Annotated in this window: 12 protein-coding genes and 1 tRNA gene; 11 read left to right on the forward strand and 2 right to left on the reverse strand. The window is 57.5% G+C overall.

Features of this window, described 5'->3' with window-relative positions; translation table 11 throughout:
- Positions 1–98: 98 nt before the first annotated feature.
- The gene (locus tag ABX298_RS20290) at positions 99–419 is read left to right on the forward strand and encodes an I78 family peptidase inhibitor (RefSeq protein ID WP_085619066.1); all 321 of its coding nucleotides are present in this window, start codon (positions 99–101) and stop codon (positions 417–419) included.
- Positions 420–642: 223 nt separating this feature from the next.
- Here the strand turns inward: ABX298_RS20290 and ABX298_RS20295 are convergent, their stop codons facing one another.
- Positions 643–855 carry a cold-shock protein gene (locus ABX298_RS20295; RefSeq protein ID WP_003250656.1) on the reverse strand — a complete coding sequence of 71 codons (213 nt, stop codon included), beginning with the start codon at positions 853–855 and terminating at the stop codon, positions 643–645.
- A 162-nt stretch (positions 856–1,017) separates the two neighbouring features.
- Positions 1,018–1,323 carry a hypothetical protein gene (locus ABX298_RS20300; RefSeq protein ID WP_025338540.1) on the reverse strand — a complete coding sequence of 102 codons (306 nt, stop codon included), beginning with the start codon at positions 1,321–1,323 and terminating at the stop codon, positions 1,018–1,020.
- A 338-nt stretch (positions 1,324–1,661) separates the two neighbouring features.
- Here ABX298_RS20300 and thrS point away from each other — a divergent pair, with 338 nt between their 5' ends.
- The 10 genes from thrS to ABX298_RS20350 all read left to right on the forward strand — a co-directional run bounded on the left by thrS (position 1,662) and on the right by ABX298_RS20350 (position 14,630).
- A complete protein-coding gene (thrS, locus tag ABX298_RS20305; RefSeq protein WP_013972004.1) occupies positions 1,662–3,584 on the forward strand; it encodes a threonine--tRNA ligase in 1,923 nt (640 codons plus the stop codon).
- On the forward strand, positions 3,584–4,135 hold the full coding sequence (gene infC / locus ABX298_RS20310) for a translation initiation factor IF-3 (RefSeq protein WP_013972005.1): 552 nt from the start codon (positions 3,584–3,586) through the stop codon (positions 4,133–4,135). The genes thrS and infC overlap by 1 nt, the downstream gene beginning before the upstream one ends.
- A 61-nt stretch (positions 4,136–4,196) precedes the next feature.
- The gene (gene rpmI, locus ABX298_RS20315; RefSeq protein WP_003250667.1) at positions 4,197–4,391 is read left to right on the forward strand and encodes a 50S ribosomal protein L35; all 195 of its coding nucleotides are present in this window, start codon (positions 4,197–4,199) and stop codon (positions 4,389–4,391) included.
- Positions 4,392–4,418: 27 nt separating this feature from the next.
- Positions 4,419–4,775, forward strand: a complete 357-nt coding sequence (rplT, locus tag ABX298_RS20320) for a 50S ribosomal protein L20 (RefSeq protein ID WP_003250671.1) — start codon at positions 4,419–4,421, stop codon at positions 4,773–4,775.
- Between the two features lie 109 nt (positions 4,776–4,884).
- Positions 4,885–5,901, forward strand: coding sequence for a phenylalanine--tRNA ligase subunit alpha (pheS, locus tag ABX298_RS20325; protein WP_013972006.1), 1,017 nt, complete (start codon positions 4,885–4,887; stop codon positions 5,899–5,901).
- Between the two features lie 31 nt (positions 5,902–5,932).
- Positions 5,933–8,314, forward strand: coding sequence for a phenylalanine--tRNA ligase subunit beta (gene pheT, locus ABX298_RS20330; RefSeq protein WP_350013238.1), 2,382 nt, complete (start codon positions 5,933–5,935; stop codon positions 8,312–8,314).
- 4 nt (positions 8,315–8,318) lie between these two features.
- Positions 8,319–8,621: an integration host factor subunit alpha gene (gene ihfA, locus ABX298_RS20335; protein WP_003250679.1), complete on the forward strand. Its 303-nt coding sequence runs from the start codon at positions 8,319–8,321 to the stop codon at positions 8,619–8,621.
- Positions 8,602–8,958, forward strand: a complete 357-nt coding sequence (locus ABX298_RS20340) for a MerR family transcriptional regulator (RefSeq protein ID WP_003250681.1) — start codon at positions 8,602–8,604, stop codon at positions 8,956–8,958. Before ihfA ends, ABX298_RS20340 begins: the two co-directional genes overlap by 20 nt.
- Before the next feature lie 113 nt (positions 8,959–9,071).
- Positions 9,072–9,148, forward strand: a tRNA-Pro gene (locus tag ABX298_RS20345).
- 604 nt (positions 9,149–9,752) lie between these two features.
- Positions 9,753–14,630 carry a DEAD/DEAH box helicase gene (locus ABX298_RS20350; protein WP_367393540.1) on the forward strand — a complete coding sequence of 1,626 codons (4,878 nt, stop codon included), beginning with the start codon at positions 9,753–9,755 and terminating at the stop codon, positions 14,628–14,630.
- The last annotated feature ends 498 nt before the right edge of the window (positions 14,631–15,128 follow it).

Raw genomic sequence — 15,128 nt, forward strand, 5'->3', positions numbered from 1 at the left:
CCTCGGCTGGCGAGTTCAGGCAGACTTGACCGGTTTTGCAACAAAAGATGAGCGGAGCTGTCGGATCAGACAGTTCCCGGACCGATTTAGGAGGCTTCATGTTCCGTACCCGTGCTTACCTGGCAACCCTGGCGGTGGCTGCTGTCCTGGCTGGTTGCAGCACTGGTGGCAATTCTGCTGGTGGCGCTGCACCCGCCACGCCGGCAGGCAACGATGGCCGCTGCGAAGCCAGCGGCGCCGATTTCGCCATTGGCAAGCCCGCCAGCGCCGAGCTGCTGGAGCAGGCGCGCAAGGCCAGTGGCTCGCAGATGGCCCGCATTCTCAAGCCGCATGATGTGGTTACCCTTGAGTACCGCTCCGAGCGCTTGAATCTGAATGTGGACGAGCAGGGCAAGGTAATTCGCGTCAACTGCGGCTGATACGCGGTCCTTGTGGGAGCGGCCTTGTGTCGCGAAAGGGCCGCAAAGCGGCCCCGGCCATTGATGCTGCGAAGCTGAAACCCTGGGGCCGCTACGCGCCCCTTTCGCGACACAAGGCCGCTCCCACAAAAAAAGCCGCGCCCGCATGGGCCAACCCCTTCAGCCCATGCAGCACCCATAAAAAAACCCGCCACAAGGGCGGGTTTTTTTACAGCTATCCGAATTACTCCGGACGAACCTGTGCAGCCTGCATGCCCTTCTGGCCGCGCTCGGCGACGAAGGAAACAGTCTGGCCTTCTTTCAGGCTCTTGAAGCCGTCAGATTCGATGGCCTTGAAGTGAACGAACAGGTCGTCGCCGCCGCCTGCTGGGGTGATGAAGCCGTAGCCTTTCTCATCATTGAACCATTTGACGGTGCCTTGTTGGCGATTGGACATGGGTGAATCTCCAGAACATTTAGTTTTTTCAGTGGTGCAATGCGGCCGAGGCTACGGAGCACGGGACACATCATAGTCTAATTCTGCGCATCTAGCGCCTTTTACCTTCGCAGGATATTGATCCAGCTCAAAGAATGGCTGGTCTGCTCTGGCTTTAAGGTTTCAGCTCTTCGGTGCGCAGGCCTGTTTCACGACCGTCTGGGCCTTCTGCATCAGCTTGGCGTCCACGCCATCGTTGCTGTCGAGGTCGGCAATCTCCGCGTCGGTGAAATTCTTTTTGATGGTTTGCGCGCCACAGTCGCAGTGTTTTTTCGCGGTCGCAGCATCAACGCCTTGGCCTTGGGCCACTTGCGTGCACTGGCTCATGTAGGCGGCTTCCTTCCCGGCCGGGAAGTTGCCGGCGTTCGCAGCCATGGGCAGCAGCAGGGCCCCAGCAGCCGCCAGGGCCAGAAGAGACGGAACTCGCATAACCAGTTACTCCTTGGGTTAAGGTCTCATCAAGAGTAGGTTGCTTCCCAAGGTCTGATAGGAATTTTTCCGCGTTAGTTCACCGCTGCGGCGTAATTTCCAAATATTTCTGCCTGGCATGCAACCCGCGTGCTAGCATGCCCGGCTTGCAGCTGACAACTTGCAGCCTGCAGTTATCTTTTTTCTTTCCAGTCACTCTGGTTCGTCCCTGGCAAGCCGAAAGGCTTCTGCCACTGTGAGGCAGGCTTCCCGTTGCGGGAAGGCAGGTCGGATCTTGTACTGGCTCATCCCAACCCACGTGACCTTTGGTAGGGGTCACCACTAGGAGAGGAGGCGCCATGCCCGTTATTACTCTTCCCGATGGCAGTCAACGTTCGTTCGATCATGCCGTATCCGTAGCCGAAGTCGCCGCTTCCATCGGCGCCGGCCTGGCCAAGGCCACCGTGGCCGGCAAGGTCGACGGCAAACTGGTCGACGCCTGCGACCTGATCAGCAACGACGCCACCCTGCAGATCATCACCCCTAAAGATGAAGAGGGACTGGAGATCATCCGTCACTCGTGCGCCCACCTGGTCGGCCACGCGGTGAAACAGCTGTACCCGACCGCCAAGATGGTGATCGGCCCGGTCATCGACGAAGGCTTCTACTACGACATCGCCTACGAGCGCCCCTTCACCCCTGAAGACATGGCCGCCATCGAAAAGCGCATGATGGAGCTGATCGACAAGGACTACGACGTCATCAAGAAGGTGACCCCGCGCGCCGAAGTCATCGACGTGTTCAAGGCCCGTGGCGAAGACTACAAGCTGCGCCTGGTCGAAGACATGCCGGACGAGCAGGCCATGGGCCTGTACTACCACGAAGAATACGTCGACATGTGCCGCGGCCCGCACGTGCCGAACACCCGCTTCCTCAAGGCATTCAAGCTGACCAAGCTGTCCGGCGCCTACTGGCGCGGTGATGCCAAGAACGAGCAGCTGCAACGCGTGTACGGCACCGCCTGGGCCGACAAGAAGCAGCTGGCTGCGTACATCCAGCGCATCGAAGAAGCCGAAAAACGCGACCACCGCAAGATCGGCAAGCAGCTCGACCTGTTCCACCTGCAGGAAGAAGCCCCGGGCATGGTGTTCTGGCACGCCAACGGCTGGACCGTGTACCAGGTACTCGAGCAGTACATGCGCCAGGTCCAGCGCGTCAACGGCTACCAGGAAATCAAGACCCCGCAGGTTGTCGACCGCATTCTCTGGGAACGTTCCGGCCACTGGTCCAACTACGCCGAGAACATGTTCACCACTTCGTCGGAAAGCCGTGACTACGCGGTCAAGCCGATGAACTGCCCGTGCCACGTGCAGGTGTTCAACCAGGGCCTGAAGAGCTACCGCGACCTGCCGCTGCGCCTGGCCGAGTTCGGTGCCTGCCACCGTAACGAGCCGTCCGGCGCCCTGCACGGCATCATGCGCGTGCGTGGCTTCGTGCAGGACGACGCGCACATCTTCTGCACCGAAGAACAGGTGAAGAAAGAAGCCGCCGATTTCATCAAGCTGACCCTGGACGTGTACAAGGACTTCGGCTTCACCGACATCGCCATGAAGCTGTCGACCCGCCCGGCCAAGCGCGTGGGTTCCGAAGAGCTGTGGGACCGTGCCGAAGGCGCACTGGCCGACGCCTTGAACGAATCGGGCCTGGAGTGGGAATACCAGCCGGGCGAGGGCGCCTTCTACGGCCCGAAGATCGAGTTCACCCTGCGCGACTGCCTCGGCCGTAACTGGCAGTGCGGTACCCTGCAGTACGACCCGAACCTGCCGGAACGCCTGGATGCCAGCTATATCGCCGAAGATAACAGCCGAGTTCGCCCGGTCATGCTGCACCGCGCCATCCTCGGTTCGTTCGAGCGCTTCATCGGCATGCTGATCGAGCACTACGCTGGCGTGTTCCCGGCCTGGCTGGCACCCACCCAGGCCGTGATCATGAACATCACCGACAAGCAGGCCGATTTCGCCCTCGAGGTGGAAAATACCCTGAACGGTAGCGGTTTCCGTGCCAAGTCGGACTTGAGAAATGAGAAGATCGGCTTTAAAATCCGCGAGCATACTTTGCTCAAGGTCCCGTACCTTTTGGTTATAGGGGATCGCGAAGTCGAAACGCAGACCGTCGCCGTACGCACCCGTGAAGGCAAAGACCTCGGCTCCATGCCGGTGGCTGAATTCACGCAGCTGCTCAACAGCGCTGTTGCCCAGCGCGGTCGCCTAGAATCGGAGTAATGACTATTAAGCGTGAAATGAGAAACGATAAACGAACTGCACCGAAAGCCCCGATCAACGAGAATATCTCGGCACGCGAGGTTCGGTTAATTGGCGCTGACGGCGAGCAGATTGGCATCGTCTCGATTGATGAAGCGCTTCGTATCGCTGATGAAGCGAAGCTGGATCTGGTGGAAATCTCTGCAGACGCGCAACCGCCCGTCTGCAAGGTGATGGACTACGGCAAGCACCTCTTCGAGAAGAAGAAGCAGGCCAACGAAGCCAAGAAAAACCAGAAGCAGATCCAGATCAAAGAAATCAAGTTTCGTCCAGGGACGGAAGAAGGGGATTACCAGGTAAAACTACGCAACCTGGTACGTTTCCTTACCGATGGGGACAAGGCCAAGATCTCTCTGAGATTCCGTGGCCGTGAGATGGCCCACCAGGAGCTGGGCATGGAGCTGTTGAAGCGGGTCGAAGCCGACCTCGCCGAATACGGCTCCGTTGAGCAGCATCCGAAGATGGAAGGACGCCAGCTTATGATGGTCATCGCCCCCAAAAAGAAGAAGTAATCTCCCGGGCACGGCAGGCCTGATGATTATTGTGTAATTTTATCGAATGCGGAGTTCCAACATGCCAAAAATGAAAACCAAGAGCGGTGCTGCGAAGCGCTTCCTGAAGACCGCTTCCGGCTTCAAGCACAAGCACGCTTTCAAGAGCCACATCCTGACCAAAATGTCGACCAAGCGTAAGCGTCAACTGCGCGGTGCCAGCCTGCTGCACCCGTCTGACGTGGCAAAAGTCGAGCGCATGCTGCGCGTACGTTAATTCTGGTTTAGATAGAGGAAGTTACTCATGGCTCGTGTTAAGCGTGGCGTCATCGCTCGTAAGCGTCACAAGAAAATTCTGAAACTGGCTAAAGGCTACTACGGTGCACGCTCGCGCGTATTCCGCGTTGCCAAGCAGGCTGTCATCAAGGCAGGTCAATATGCCTACCGTGACCGTCGTCAGAAGAAGCGTCAGTTCCGCGCACTGTGGATCGCTCGTATCAACGCCGGTGCCCGCACCAACGGTCTGTCCTACAGCCGTCTGATTGCTGGCCTGAAAAAGGCTTCGATCGAAATCGACCGTAAGGTTCTGGCCGATCTGGCAGTGAACGAAAAAGCGGCGTTTGCTGCGATTGTCGAGAAAGCTAAAGCCGTTCTGGCTTAAGTACCCGCGACAATCACCCGGCGGCGCTAGCGCCGTCGGGCATTGAACGTCATCGATAGGGGAAGAGCCTTCAAAGCTCTTCCCCTATTTTCGTATCTGGAGTCTGTACATGGAAAACCTGGATGCGTTGGTCTCCCAAGCCCTAGAGGCCGTGGAGCGCGCTGAAGACATCAATACCCTGGAACAGATCCGGGTGAATTATCTCGGCAAGAAAGGCGAGCTGACCCAGGTGATGAAGACCCTGGGCAACCTGCCAGCCGAAGAGCGGCCGAAAGTCGGCGCGCTGATCAACGACGCCAAAGAGCGCGTTACCGTTGTGCTCAATGCTCGCAAGGCCGCCTTCGAAGAAGCCGAGCTCAGCGCTCGCCTGGCTGCCGAATGCATTGACGTCACCCTGCCAGGCCGCGGCCAGGCCACCGGTGGCCTGCACCCGATCACCCGTACACTCGAGCGCATCGAGCAGTTCTTCACCCACATCGGCTACGGCATCGCCGAAGGCCCAGAGGTGGAAGACGACTACCACAACTTCGAAGCGCTCAACATCCCCGGCCACCACCCGGCCCGGGCGATGCACGACACCTTCTACTTCAATGCCAACATGCTGCTGCGCACCCACACCTCGCCGGTGCAGGTGCGGACCATGGAGTCCACCCAGCCGCCAATCCGCATTGTCTGCCCGGGCCGCGTGTACCGCTGCGACTCGGATATCACCCACTCGCCGATGTTCCACCAGGTCGAAGGCCTGCTGATCGATCGCGATATCAACTTCGCCGACCTCAAGGGCACCATCGAAGAATTCCTGCGCGTGTTCTTCGAAAAAGAACTGGCGGTACGTTTCCGCCCATCGTTCTTCCCCTTCACCGAGCCGTCCGCCGAAGTCGACATCCAGTGCGTGATGTGTTCCGGCAAAGGCTGCCGCGTGTGCAAGCAGACCGGCTGGCTGGAAGTGATGGGTTGCGGCATGGTGCACCCGAACGTGCTGCGCATGTCCGGCATCGACCCTGAAGAGTTCCAGGGCTTCGCCTTCGGCATGGGCGCCGAGCGCCTGGCCATGCTGCGCTACGGCGTCAACGATTTGCGTCTGTTCTTCGATAACGACCTGCGGTTCCTTGCCCAATTCCGCTAGGCCCAATCGACGCACATTCTAGGAGAACAGCATGAAATTCAGTGAACAGTGGCTGCGCGGTTGGGTAAACCCGCAAGTCTCCCGTGACGAACTGGTCGCCCGCCTGTCCATGGCCGGCCTCGAAGTCGACAGCGTTACCCCCGCTGCCGGCCAGTTCAGCGGCATCGTCGTGGGCGAAATCCTCGCCACCGAACAGCACCCGGACGCCGACAAGCTGCGCGTGTGCCAGGTAAGCAACGGCCAGGAAACCTTCCAGGTCGTGTGCGGCGCCCCTAACGCCCGCCCAGGCATCAAGATCCCGTTCGCCATGATTGGCGCCGAACTGCCAGGCGACTTCAAGATCAAGAAGGCCAAGCTGCGCGGCGTCGAGTCCTTCGGCATGCTGTGCTCGGCTGCCGAACTGCAGATCAGCGAAGAGAACGACGGCCTGCTGGAACTGGCTGCCGACGCCCCGGTTGGCGAAGACATTCGCCAGTACCTGAGCCTGGACGACGCCAGCATCGAAATCGGCCTCACCCCCAACCGCGGCGACTGCCTGTCCATCGCAGGCCTCGCCCGCGACGTCAGCGCCCTGTACGACACCCCGGTCACCCGCCCGGTGGTGCCAGCCGTACCGGCTGCCCACGACGAAGTGCGCCCGGTCGAAGTCAGCGCCCCGGCCGCCTGCCCACGCTACCTGGGCCGCGTCATCCGCAACGTCGACCTGAGCAAGCCGACCCCACTGTGGATGGTCGAACGCCTGCGCCGCAGCGACGTGCGCAGCATCGACGCCGCCGTCGACATCACCAACTACGTGATGCTCGAACTCGGCCAGCCGATGCACGCCTTCGACCTGGCAGAAATCAACGGCGGCATCCGCGTACGCATGGCTGAAGAGGGCGAGAAGCTCGTCCTGCTCGACGGCCAGGAAGTTGCCCTGCGCGCCGACACCCTGGTAATCGCCGACCACACCCGCGCCCTGGCCATTGCCGGCGTCATGGGTGGCGAGCACAGCGGTGTGAACACCGAAAAAACCCGCGACCTGTTCCTCGAAAGCGCCTTCTTCGAGCCGATCTCCGTCGCCGGTAAAGCCCGTTCCTACGGCTTGCACACCGACGCCTCGCACCGCTACGAGCGCGGCGTAGACTCGCAGCTGGCTCGCGAAGCTATCGAACGCGCCACCCAACTGCTGCTGGACATCGTCGGCGGCGAAGCCGGCCCGGTCGTCGAAGCCGTCAGCGAACAGCACCTGCCGCAAGTGGCCCCGGTTACCCTGCGCGCCGAACGCATCACCCAGATGCTCGGCATGGAAATGGACCCAGCCCAGGTCGAGCAACTGCTCAACGCCCTGGAGCTGACCACTACCAAGACCGAAGAAGGGCAGTGGACAGTCAACGTCCCAAGCCACCGCTTCGACATCAGCCTGGAAGTGGACCTGATCGAAGAGCTGGCCCGCCTGTACGGCTACAACAACCTGCCGGTTCGCTACCCGCAAGCCCGCCTGGCCCCCCAGGGCAAGCCGGAAACCCGCGGTGACCTGCCGACCCTGCGCCGCCTGCTGGTTGCCCGCGGCTACCAGGAAGCCATCACCTACAGCTTCATCGACCCGAAACTGTTCGAACTGTTCAGCCCGGGCGTAGAGCCGCTGCTGCTGGCCAACCCCATCTCCAGCGACATGGCCGCCATGCGCGCGTCCCTGTGGCCGGGCCTGGTCAAGGCACTGCAGCACAACCTGAACCGCCAGCAAGACCGCGTGCGCCTGTTCGAAAGCGGCCTGCGCTTCGTCGGCCAGCTCGGCGACCTGAAGCAGCAGCCGATGATCGCCGGCGTTGTCACCGGCAGCCGCCTGCCAGAAGGCTGGGCCAACGGCCGCGACGGCGTCGACTTCTTCGACGTGAAGGCCGACGTGGAAGCCCTGCTGGGCTACTCCGGCGCCCTGAGCGACTTCACCTTCAGCGCCGGCAAGCACCCAGCCCTGCACCCAGGCCAGACCGCCGCCATCGAGCGTGACGGCAAGCTGGTCGGCTACCTCGGCGCCATCCACCCAGAGCTGGCAAAAGCCCTGGACCTGGACCGCCCGGTGTTCCTGTTCGAGCTGGTGCTGGGTGACGTGGTCGAAGGCCGCCTGCCGAAATTCAGCGAGCTGTCCAAGTTCCCGGAAACCCGCCGCGACCTGGCTTTGATCGCAGGACGTGATGTAGCTTCTAGCTCGGTGCTTGAAGTAATTCGTGACAATGCAGGCGAATGGCTCACAGACCTCAGGCTGTTTGATGTCTACCAAGGTAAAGGCATTGATCCTGATAGAAAAAGCCTTGCCGTCGGCTTGACCTGGCAGCATCCATCGCGCACTCTTAACGACGATGAGGTGAACGCCGCACTGCAAAACATCCTCACCTCGCTCGAACAAAGGTTGAACACCACGTTAAGGAAATAACGGCATGGGTGCTCTGACGAAAGCTGAGATGGCCGAAAGGCTGTACGAGGAGCTGGGGCTTAACAAGCGTGAGGCCAAGGAGCTGGTCGAGCTGTTTTTTGAAGAAATTCGGCACGCACTTGAAGAGAACGAGCAGGTCAAGCTGTCCGGTTTCGGCAACTTCGACCTTCGCGACAAACGCCAGCGGCCGGGCCGCAACCCCAAGACAGGGGAAGAAATCCCGATCACCGCACGGCGCGTCGTCACCTTTCGTCCAGGGCAGAAGTTGAAGGCCCGGGTTGAGGCCTATGCTGGAACCAAGCCATAACGACGAACTGCCCCCCATACCGGGCAAAAGGTACTTCACCATTGGTGAAGTGAGTGAGCTTTGTGCGGTAAAACCGCACGTGCTGCGGTATTGGGAGCAGGAGTTCGATCAGCTCAATCCCGTGAAGCGGCGGGGGAACCGGCGGTATTATCAGCGGCAGGATGTGCTGATGATTCGCCAGATTCGTGCGCTGCTTTATGACCAGGGGTTCACCATTGGCGGGGCTCGGTTGAGGCTTTCCAGTGATGAGGCCAAGGATGAGTCTAGCCAGTACAAGCAGCTGATTCGGCAGATGATTGTCGAGTTGGAGGATGTGTTGGTTGTGTTGAAGAAGTGACCTGGGTTGCTGGTGAATGGAAAATTTTTGAGAAAAAGCTTTCATTTATCAGGAGGTTAGGGTACATTCTTCAGCGTTCTCGGTAGCATTGAGAACATGCTTCAAAGCCCAGTCGGGGCGTAGCGCAGCCCGGTAGCGCACTTGCATGGGGTGCAAGGGGTCGAGTGTTCGAATCACTCCGTCCCGACCATTATTGAAACAACTAAGCCACCTTCGGGTGGCTTTGTTGTTTCTGGGTTTTTTGGTTTTTTAGAGGCTTCGCTTGTTTCTTTAATCATTCTTGTGATTCGGTTAGGCAAGATAGCTGCGCGCATCGTTTCGCGAACCTCGTAACTGAGTAGGCGTTTCGTAAAGGGGGTGGGCTACCCTGGTTCAATTCGCTGTCCATCTACGGATGCTCCCTGCGCTAAGCGATGAGGGCCGGTGTGGGCGAATAGATTTGCGGGCTGAACTTCTTGTGTTGGACTGTAAGCAGCTTGTCACTGGTCGTGCTACGGAGTGCGCGACCTATGCATCGAGAGCGCCGGGGTAATTTGAACAGGATATTTATTTATCTGAATTTATTGAGTTTTTATCGGTTAGCTCTCACCTTTGGAATGCCAACCGGAAAGCCAGTGCTCTGATTCGGTGCCATAAGCGTGATGGTGAGAGGGGGCGGTTCTCGACGGGTTCGGTACGGCTATGAACCTTCAGCGCGTGCGCAGCTGCGAAAACTTCCCAGCCTAGCTATTTTGGTACACTTCTGAAATTTTGCGCCTCAGGCGGGCGCTGGCAGTATTCTTAAGGATCGTTTGATGACCGCTATCTCTACTCTTCTAGACTCCTACCGCACTGCCGCCCTGACAGAGCGTGAGAAGGGCACCTATTTCGAGGAGCTGATCTGTGTCTACCTTCGCAACGAAGCGACCTACAGGGACCTCTACGATAAGGTATGGACCTATGCCGATTGGGCCAAGGAGCAGGGCCTGAGTGGTAAAGATACGGGAATCGACTTGGTAGCTCGCACTCAGGGGACCGGTGAGTATCATGCCGTCCAGTGCAAGCTGTACGCCGAAGACTACAAAATCCTGAAGAAAGACATCGATAGCTTCTTCACCGCTTCGGGAAAGGCGCCATTCTCGCATCGGGTCATCGTTGCCACTACCAACAACTGGAGCGAGCATGCCGAAGATGCGCTGCAGGGCCAGCAGCCCCCTGTCAGCAAGATTGACCTGCAAGCGTTGGAGGACAGTCAAATTGACTGGGCCAAGTACCGGTCCAGCAAAGTAATCACGCTCAAAACCAAGAAGCAACTACGCGAGCATCAGCAGACGGCATTGAACGCTGTCGCTGCTGGCCTAAAGGAGGCTGAGCGCGGCAAGCTAATTATGGCTTGCGGAACCGGCAAAACGTTCACGAGCTTGAAGATCGCTGAGCGCCTGGCCGGCAAGGACAAACGAGTACTCTTTTTGGTGCCTAGTCTGTCGTTGCTATCGCAGACGCTCACAGAGTGGACACAGGAGAGTGAGACCCCACTTCACAGCTTCGCAGTCTGCTCCGATAGTGACGTAGGGAAGAAGCGCAAGGCTGAGGACGACGCAGTTCAGGTTTTCACTCATGAGCTGCGTTACCCGGCGACCACAAAGGCGGACCGTCTAGCTGCAGAAATGCTCAAGCGTCATGACGCTGAGCACATGAGCGTGGTGTTCTCCACCTACCACTCAATCGACGTGATTAGCCGTGCCCAACATGAGCATGGGCTAGCTGACTTCGATCTGGTGATCTGTGACGAAGCACACCGCACCACTGGCGCGACCTTCGGTGATGACGACGAAAGCAATTTCGTGCGGATTCACGATGATGCTGATATTCGCGCCGCCAAGCGCTTGTATATGACAGCCACGCCGCGCATCTACGGTGACAGTGCCAAGGTTAAGGCAGAGTCCGGCGAAGTCACGCTTTGCTCGATGGATGACGAAGCCCTGTACGGCAAGGAGTTGTTTGTCATCAATTTCTCAGAGGCTGTCCAGCGAGGCCTGCTCACCGATTACAAAGTGCTGGTACTCACTGTAGAGGAAAGCACCATCAGTCGCCGCCTTCAGGACATGCTGAAGGACGAGAACAATCAGCTCAAAGTAGATGACGCGGCGAAAATTGTCGGCTGCTGGAAGGCATTGGCCAAGCAGGGCCTGCATGAGCAGCTAGTCGGTGATGATAAACCGATGAAGCGTGCTGTCGCGTTCTGCCAGGTTATTTCGCCCAATTACAAAGGCACCAAGCACAAGGTCAGTTCTGTCAACATTGCCGACATGTTCCAGTCGGTAGTGGAGGCTTATCAGGAGTCGGAGGAGATCGACGAGGCCTCACGACTTACCTGCGAAGCTGAGCACGTTGATGGCGGTATGAATGCCAGCCAGAAGGAAGCAAAGCTGAAGTGGCTGAAAGCTGAAGCACCTGCAAATACCTGCCGTATTCTCAGTAACGTACGTTGTCTGTCTGAGGGCGTGGACGTCCCAGCGTTGGATGCCGTGCTCTTCCTCACGCCACGCAACTCCCAGGTGGATGTGGTGCAGTCCGTTGGCCGCGTGATGCGCAACGCACCGGGGAAGAAGCGTGGTTACGTTGTGCTGCCGGTGGTCATCCCAGCCGGGATGGAGCCTCACGAAGCGCTCAACGACAACCAGACCTACAAGGTGGTCTGGCAGGTACTTCAGGCGTTGCGTTCGCACGACGACAGCTTCGATGCCATGGTCAACAAGCTCGACCTGATTGGCTCAGACCCGCGCAAGATGGAAGTTATCGCCATCACCGACAAGGCCGAGAAGAGGGCCAAAAAAGCCACTGGCACCAGCAACGGTAAGGCCGGTAAAGGGCAATACGGCATTGGTGAAAAGAGGGCTAAATACGATGTCGAAGGTCAGATGACTCAACAGGCTGAGCTGACCTACGAGGTTGGTGAAATCGAAAAGGCCATCTACGCCAAGATCGTCGAGAAGTGCGGCAACCGTCACCACTGGGAAGACTGGGCCAACGACATTGCCAAGATCGCCCGCACCCATATCGACCGTATCCAGGGGATTCTGGAAAATCCGGCCAACTCTCAGGAAAAGGCCGCTTTCAATGCCTTTGCCGCAGAGCTGCGTGACGACCTCAATGACAGCATCAGCGATGGCGAGATAATCGAAATGCTCGCCCAGCACTTGGTAACCAAGCCGGTGTTCGATGCGCTGTTCGATGAGTACAGCTTTGCCAGTCACAACCCCATGTCCAAGGCTATGCAAGGCGTGCTGGACGCGCTTCATGAGCACCACCTGGCCAAGGAAGCCGACACTCTGGAGAAGTTCTATGCCAGCGTGCGTCAACGTGCTGCCGGCATCGACAATGCCCAGGGCAAACAGAAGATCATCGTCGAACTGTACGACAAGTTCTTCCGCAACGCCTTCCCCAAAATGACCGAGCGCTTGGGTATCGTTTACACCCCGGTCGAGGTTGTGGATTTCATCCTCCACAGCGTCAACCACCTGCTGCAACAGGAGTTCGGTCAGACCCTTGGCAGCAAGGGCGTGCACATCATCGATCCTTTCACTGGTACAGGCACTTTCATCACCCGCCTGATCCAGTCTGGCCTGATCAAGGCAGAGGAGCTTCCGCACAAGTACAAGCACGAGATCCACGCCAACGAGTTGGTACTGCTAGCCTACTACATCGCTGCAATCAATATCGAAGCGGCCTACCATGGTGAAGTGATCGACGAGTACAGCCCGTTTGAAGGCATCTGTCTAACTGACACCTTCCAAATGTATGAAAAGGAAGACCTAGTCGATGAGCTGCTGGAGGACAATAGCGCCCGACGCAAGCGGCAGAAGGCGCTGGATATTCGGGTAATTGTTGGCAACCCGCCTTACTCTATTGGTCAAGGCAACCAGAACGACAACAACCAAAACGTCAGCTATCCGGCACTGGATCGACGTATCGAGGAGACCTATGTTGCAGGCTCGGATGCAACTCTCTCCAAGGGACTGTACGACAGTTATATCCGCGCTATTCGCTGGGCCAGTGATCGTATCGGCGATGCTGGCATTATAGGCTTTGTCACAAACGCAGGCTTTCTGGAAGCCAACACCGCTGATGGCCTTCGCAAGTGCTTGGCCGATGAATTTTCCAGCCTCTATGTTTTCCATCTGCGCGGCAATCAACGCACATCGGGGGAGACCTCCCGTAAAGAGGGCGGCAAGATTTTTGGCAGCGGTAGTCGTGCTCCTATTGCTATCTCGCTGCTGGTCAAGAATCCCGACGCACATGCTCACGGCCAGATTCATTTCTATGACATCGGCGATTACCTTAGTCGAGAGGAAAAACTGGAGAAAATTTCAGGGTTTTCCAGCGTGGCCGGCATTGAGCAATGGAGCAAGATCATACCTGACGAACATGGCGACTGGCTGAAGCAGCGCGACGACAGCTTCGGTCAGTTCATCGTCATGGGTGACAAGAAGGGGGACTCAGTCAAAATATTCGACAACTACTCACAAGGTGTTGTGACAGCTAGAGACGCTTGGGCCTACAACGGTAGTAAAGCGAGTCTGGAGGCCAACATGTCCGGCATGATTGACTTCTTTAACTCCGAAGTATGCCGCTTCAACGCGGCATATCCGGGGTTGGATGCTAAAGCACGCCAAGAATATGTGAATGATTTCATCAATGCCGACCCGGCATGCATTAGTTGGTCTAGGGCGCTGAAGCAGGATGTGGCTAAAAATCGCAGCTATATGTTTGAGAGAGACAGTATGGTGATTGCGCATTACCGTCCGTTCACCAAGCAGTGGATGTATTTCAATCGGCGCTTCAATGAGATGGTTTTGCAAATGCCGCGAATATTTCCCGCTGGTGGCATGAACATGGTAATTTGCATAACCGGCCTGGGAGAGTCTGCTAGTTTTAGTAGCTTGATCTCCGGGAATGTCTCTAACTTTCACTTTATCGCAGGCTCACAGTGCTTTCCCCTCTACCTTTACGACGAAGTCGCAAAAGCCTCAGGCGACGACCTTTTTGCACCGTCGGCTGAAGGCGAATTGCGCCGCCGCGATGCCATAACCGACGCTGGCCTTGCTCACTTCCATGTTGCCTACCCAGGCGAGCAAATCAGCAAGGAAGACCTGTTCTATTACGTCTACGGCATCCTGCATTCGCCAGACTACCGTGAACGCTTTGCCGACAACCTGAGCAAGGAGCTGCCGCGCATTCCGGCAGTGAGGAAGGCCGCTGACTTCTGGGCTTTCAGCAAGGCAGGCCGCGCATTGGCTGACCTGCATCTGAACTACGAAACCGTCGAGCCGTATCCGCTGACCATCGAGGCCAAGGCTCCGCTCACATCCGCCGATTACAGGGTAGAGAAAATGAAGTTCGCCAAGAAGGGCGACAAGACCACGGTCATCTACAACCAACGTATCACCCTCAAGGGTATTCCAGAAGCGGCCTGGGACTACGTGGTGAACGGTAAAGCTGCACTGGACTGGGTGATGGAGCGGCAGGCGGTACGTACTGACAAGGCGAGTGGAATCGTCAACGATGCCAACGATTGGGCCACCGAATCTATGGGCAATCCCAAGTACCCATTGGAGCTGTTCCAGCGAGTGGTTACTGTTAGTATCCAAACTCAGAGTATCGTCAATAGTTTACCGCCATTAGAGATTTGATTTTAATGCTATCTTCCCCTGCTTGGTAGGGGAAGTTTTGGTAGCGATGAGTGGCGGTGTAGGTCCCAGGGAGATTTCATTTCATTAAGATTGTTTTTTTGTGTGTGCCTGGCTTGAGACCAAAGGCGATCCGATTCGTGCTTATAGCTACCCTCGGGGCAAAGTTTCGCCCCGAGGACGCCCCCTTAACTTCCGTTGACCCACAGCGCCATGCACCAAGCAGATGTACTGCTGCAACAAGCCAGCTCAACGTGCCCATACATGAGCGAGGATAGGGGAATCCATTTTTTCCAATCTTTCAGATATCTTGCTTTTTGCGGATTTTACCTAAATATCGTATGGTGGCACTATGGTATTCCAGCGCTTTCACGCGCGTGCTGTTTCTGAAGCAAGGGTTTGTGGAGACTTGTCCCAGGCCCTATGACAGGTCATTGCAACGTCGGAAAAGAAGAGTTCTCTGCGAGATTTCCCGGCGAGCGGGATACTGCGGCCTTGGAT

Origin of the sequence: Pseudomonas sp. X4, from assembly GCF_040784925.1 — a bacterium.
GTDB lineage: Bacteria > Pseudomonadota > Gammaproteobacteria > Pseudomonadales > Pseudomonadaceae > Aquipseudomonas > Aquipseudomonas putida_Z.

What these genes read in the sequence shown, in the direction of transcription:
- ABX298_RS20290 (WP_085619066.1), top strand. Translation starts at nt 99, where the DNA reads ATGTTCCGTACCCGTGCTTACCTGGCAACCCTGGCGGTGGCTGCTGTC.
- ABX298_RS20295 (WP_003250656.1), bottom strand. Translation starts at nt 855, where the DNA reads ATGTCCAATCGCCAACAAGGCACCGTCAAATGGTTCAATGATGAGAAA.
- ABX298_RS20300 (WP_025338540.1), bottom strand. Translation starts at nt 1,323, where the DNA reads ATGCGAGTTCCGTCTCTTCTGGCCCTGGCGGCTGCTGGGGCCCTGCTG.
- thrS (WP_013972004.1), top strand. Translation starts at nt 1,662, where the DNA reads ATGCCCGTTATTACTCTTCCCGATGGCAGTCAACGTTCGTTCGATCAT.
- infC (WP_013972005.1), top strand. Translation starts at nt 3,584, where the DNA reads ATGACTATTAAGCGTGAAATGAGAAACGATAAACGAACTGCACCGAAA.
- rpmI (WP_003250667.1), top strand. Translation starts at nt 4,197, where the DNA reads ATGCCAAAAATGAAAACCAAGAGCGGTGCTGCGAAGCGCTTCCTGAAG.
- rplT (WP_003250671.1), top strand. Translation starts at nt 4,419, where the DNA reads ATGGCTCGTGTTAAGCGTGGCGTCATCGCTCGTAAGCGTCACAAGAAA.
- pheS (WP_013972006.1), top strand. Translation starts at nt 4,885, where the DNA reads ATGGAAAACCTGGATGCGTTGGTCTCCCAAGCCCTAGAGGCCGTGGAG.
- pheT (WP_350013238.1), top strand. Translation starts at nt 5,933, where the DNA reads ATGAAATTCAGTGAACAGTGGCTGCGCGGTTGGGTAAACCCGCAAGTC.
- ihfA (WP_003250679.1), top strand. Translation starts at nt 8,319, where the DNA reads ATGGGTGCTCTGACGAAAGCTGAGATGGCCGAAAGGCTGTACGAGGAG.
- ABX298_RS20340 (WP_003250681.1), top strand. Translation starts at nt 8,602, where the DNA reads ATGCTGGAACCAAGCCATAACGACGAACTGCCCCCCATACCGGGCAAA.
- ABX298_RS20350 (WP_367393540.1), top strand. Translation starts at nt 9,753, where the DNA reads ATGACCGCTATCTCTACTCTTCTAGACTCCTACCGCACTGCCGCCCTG.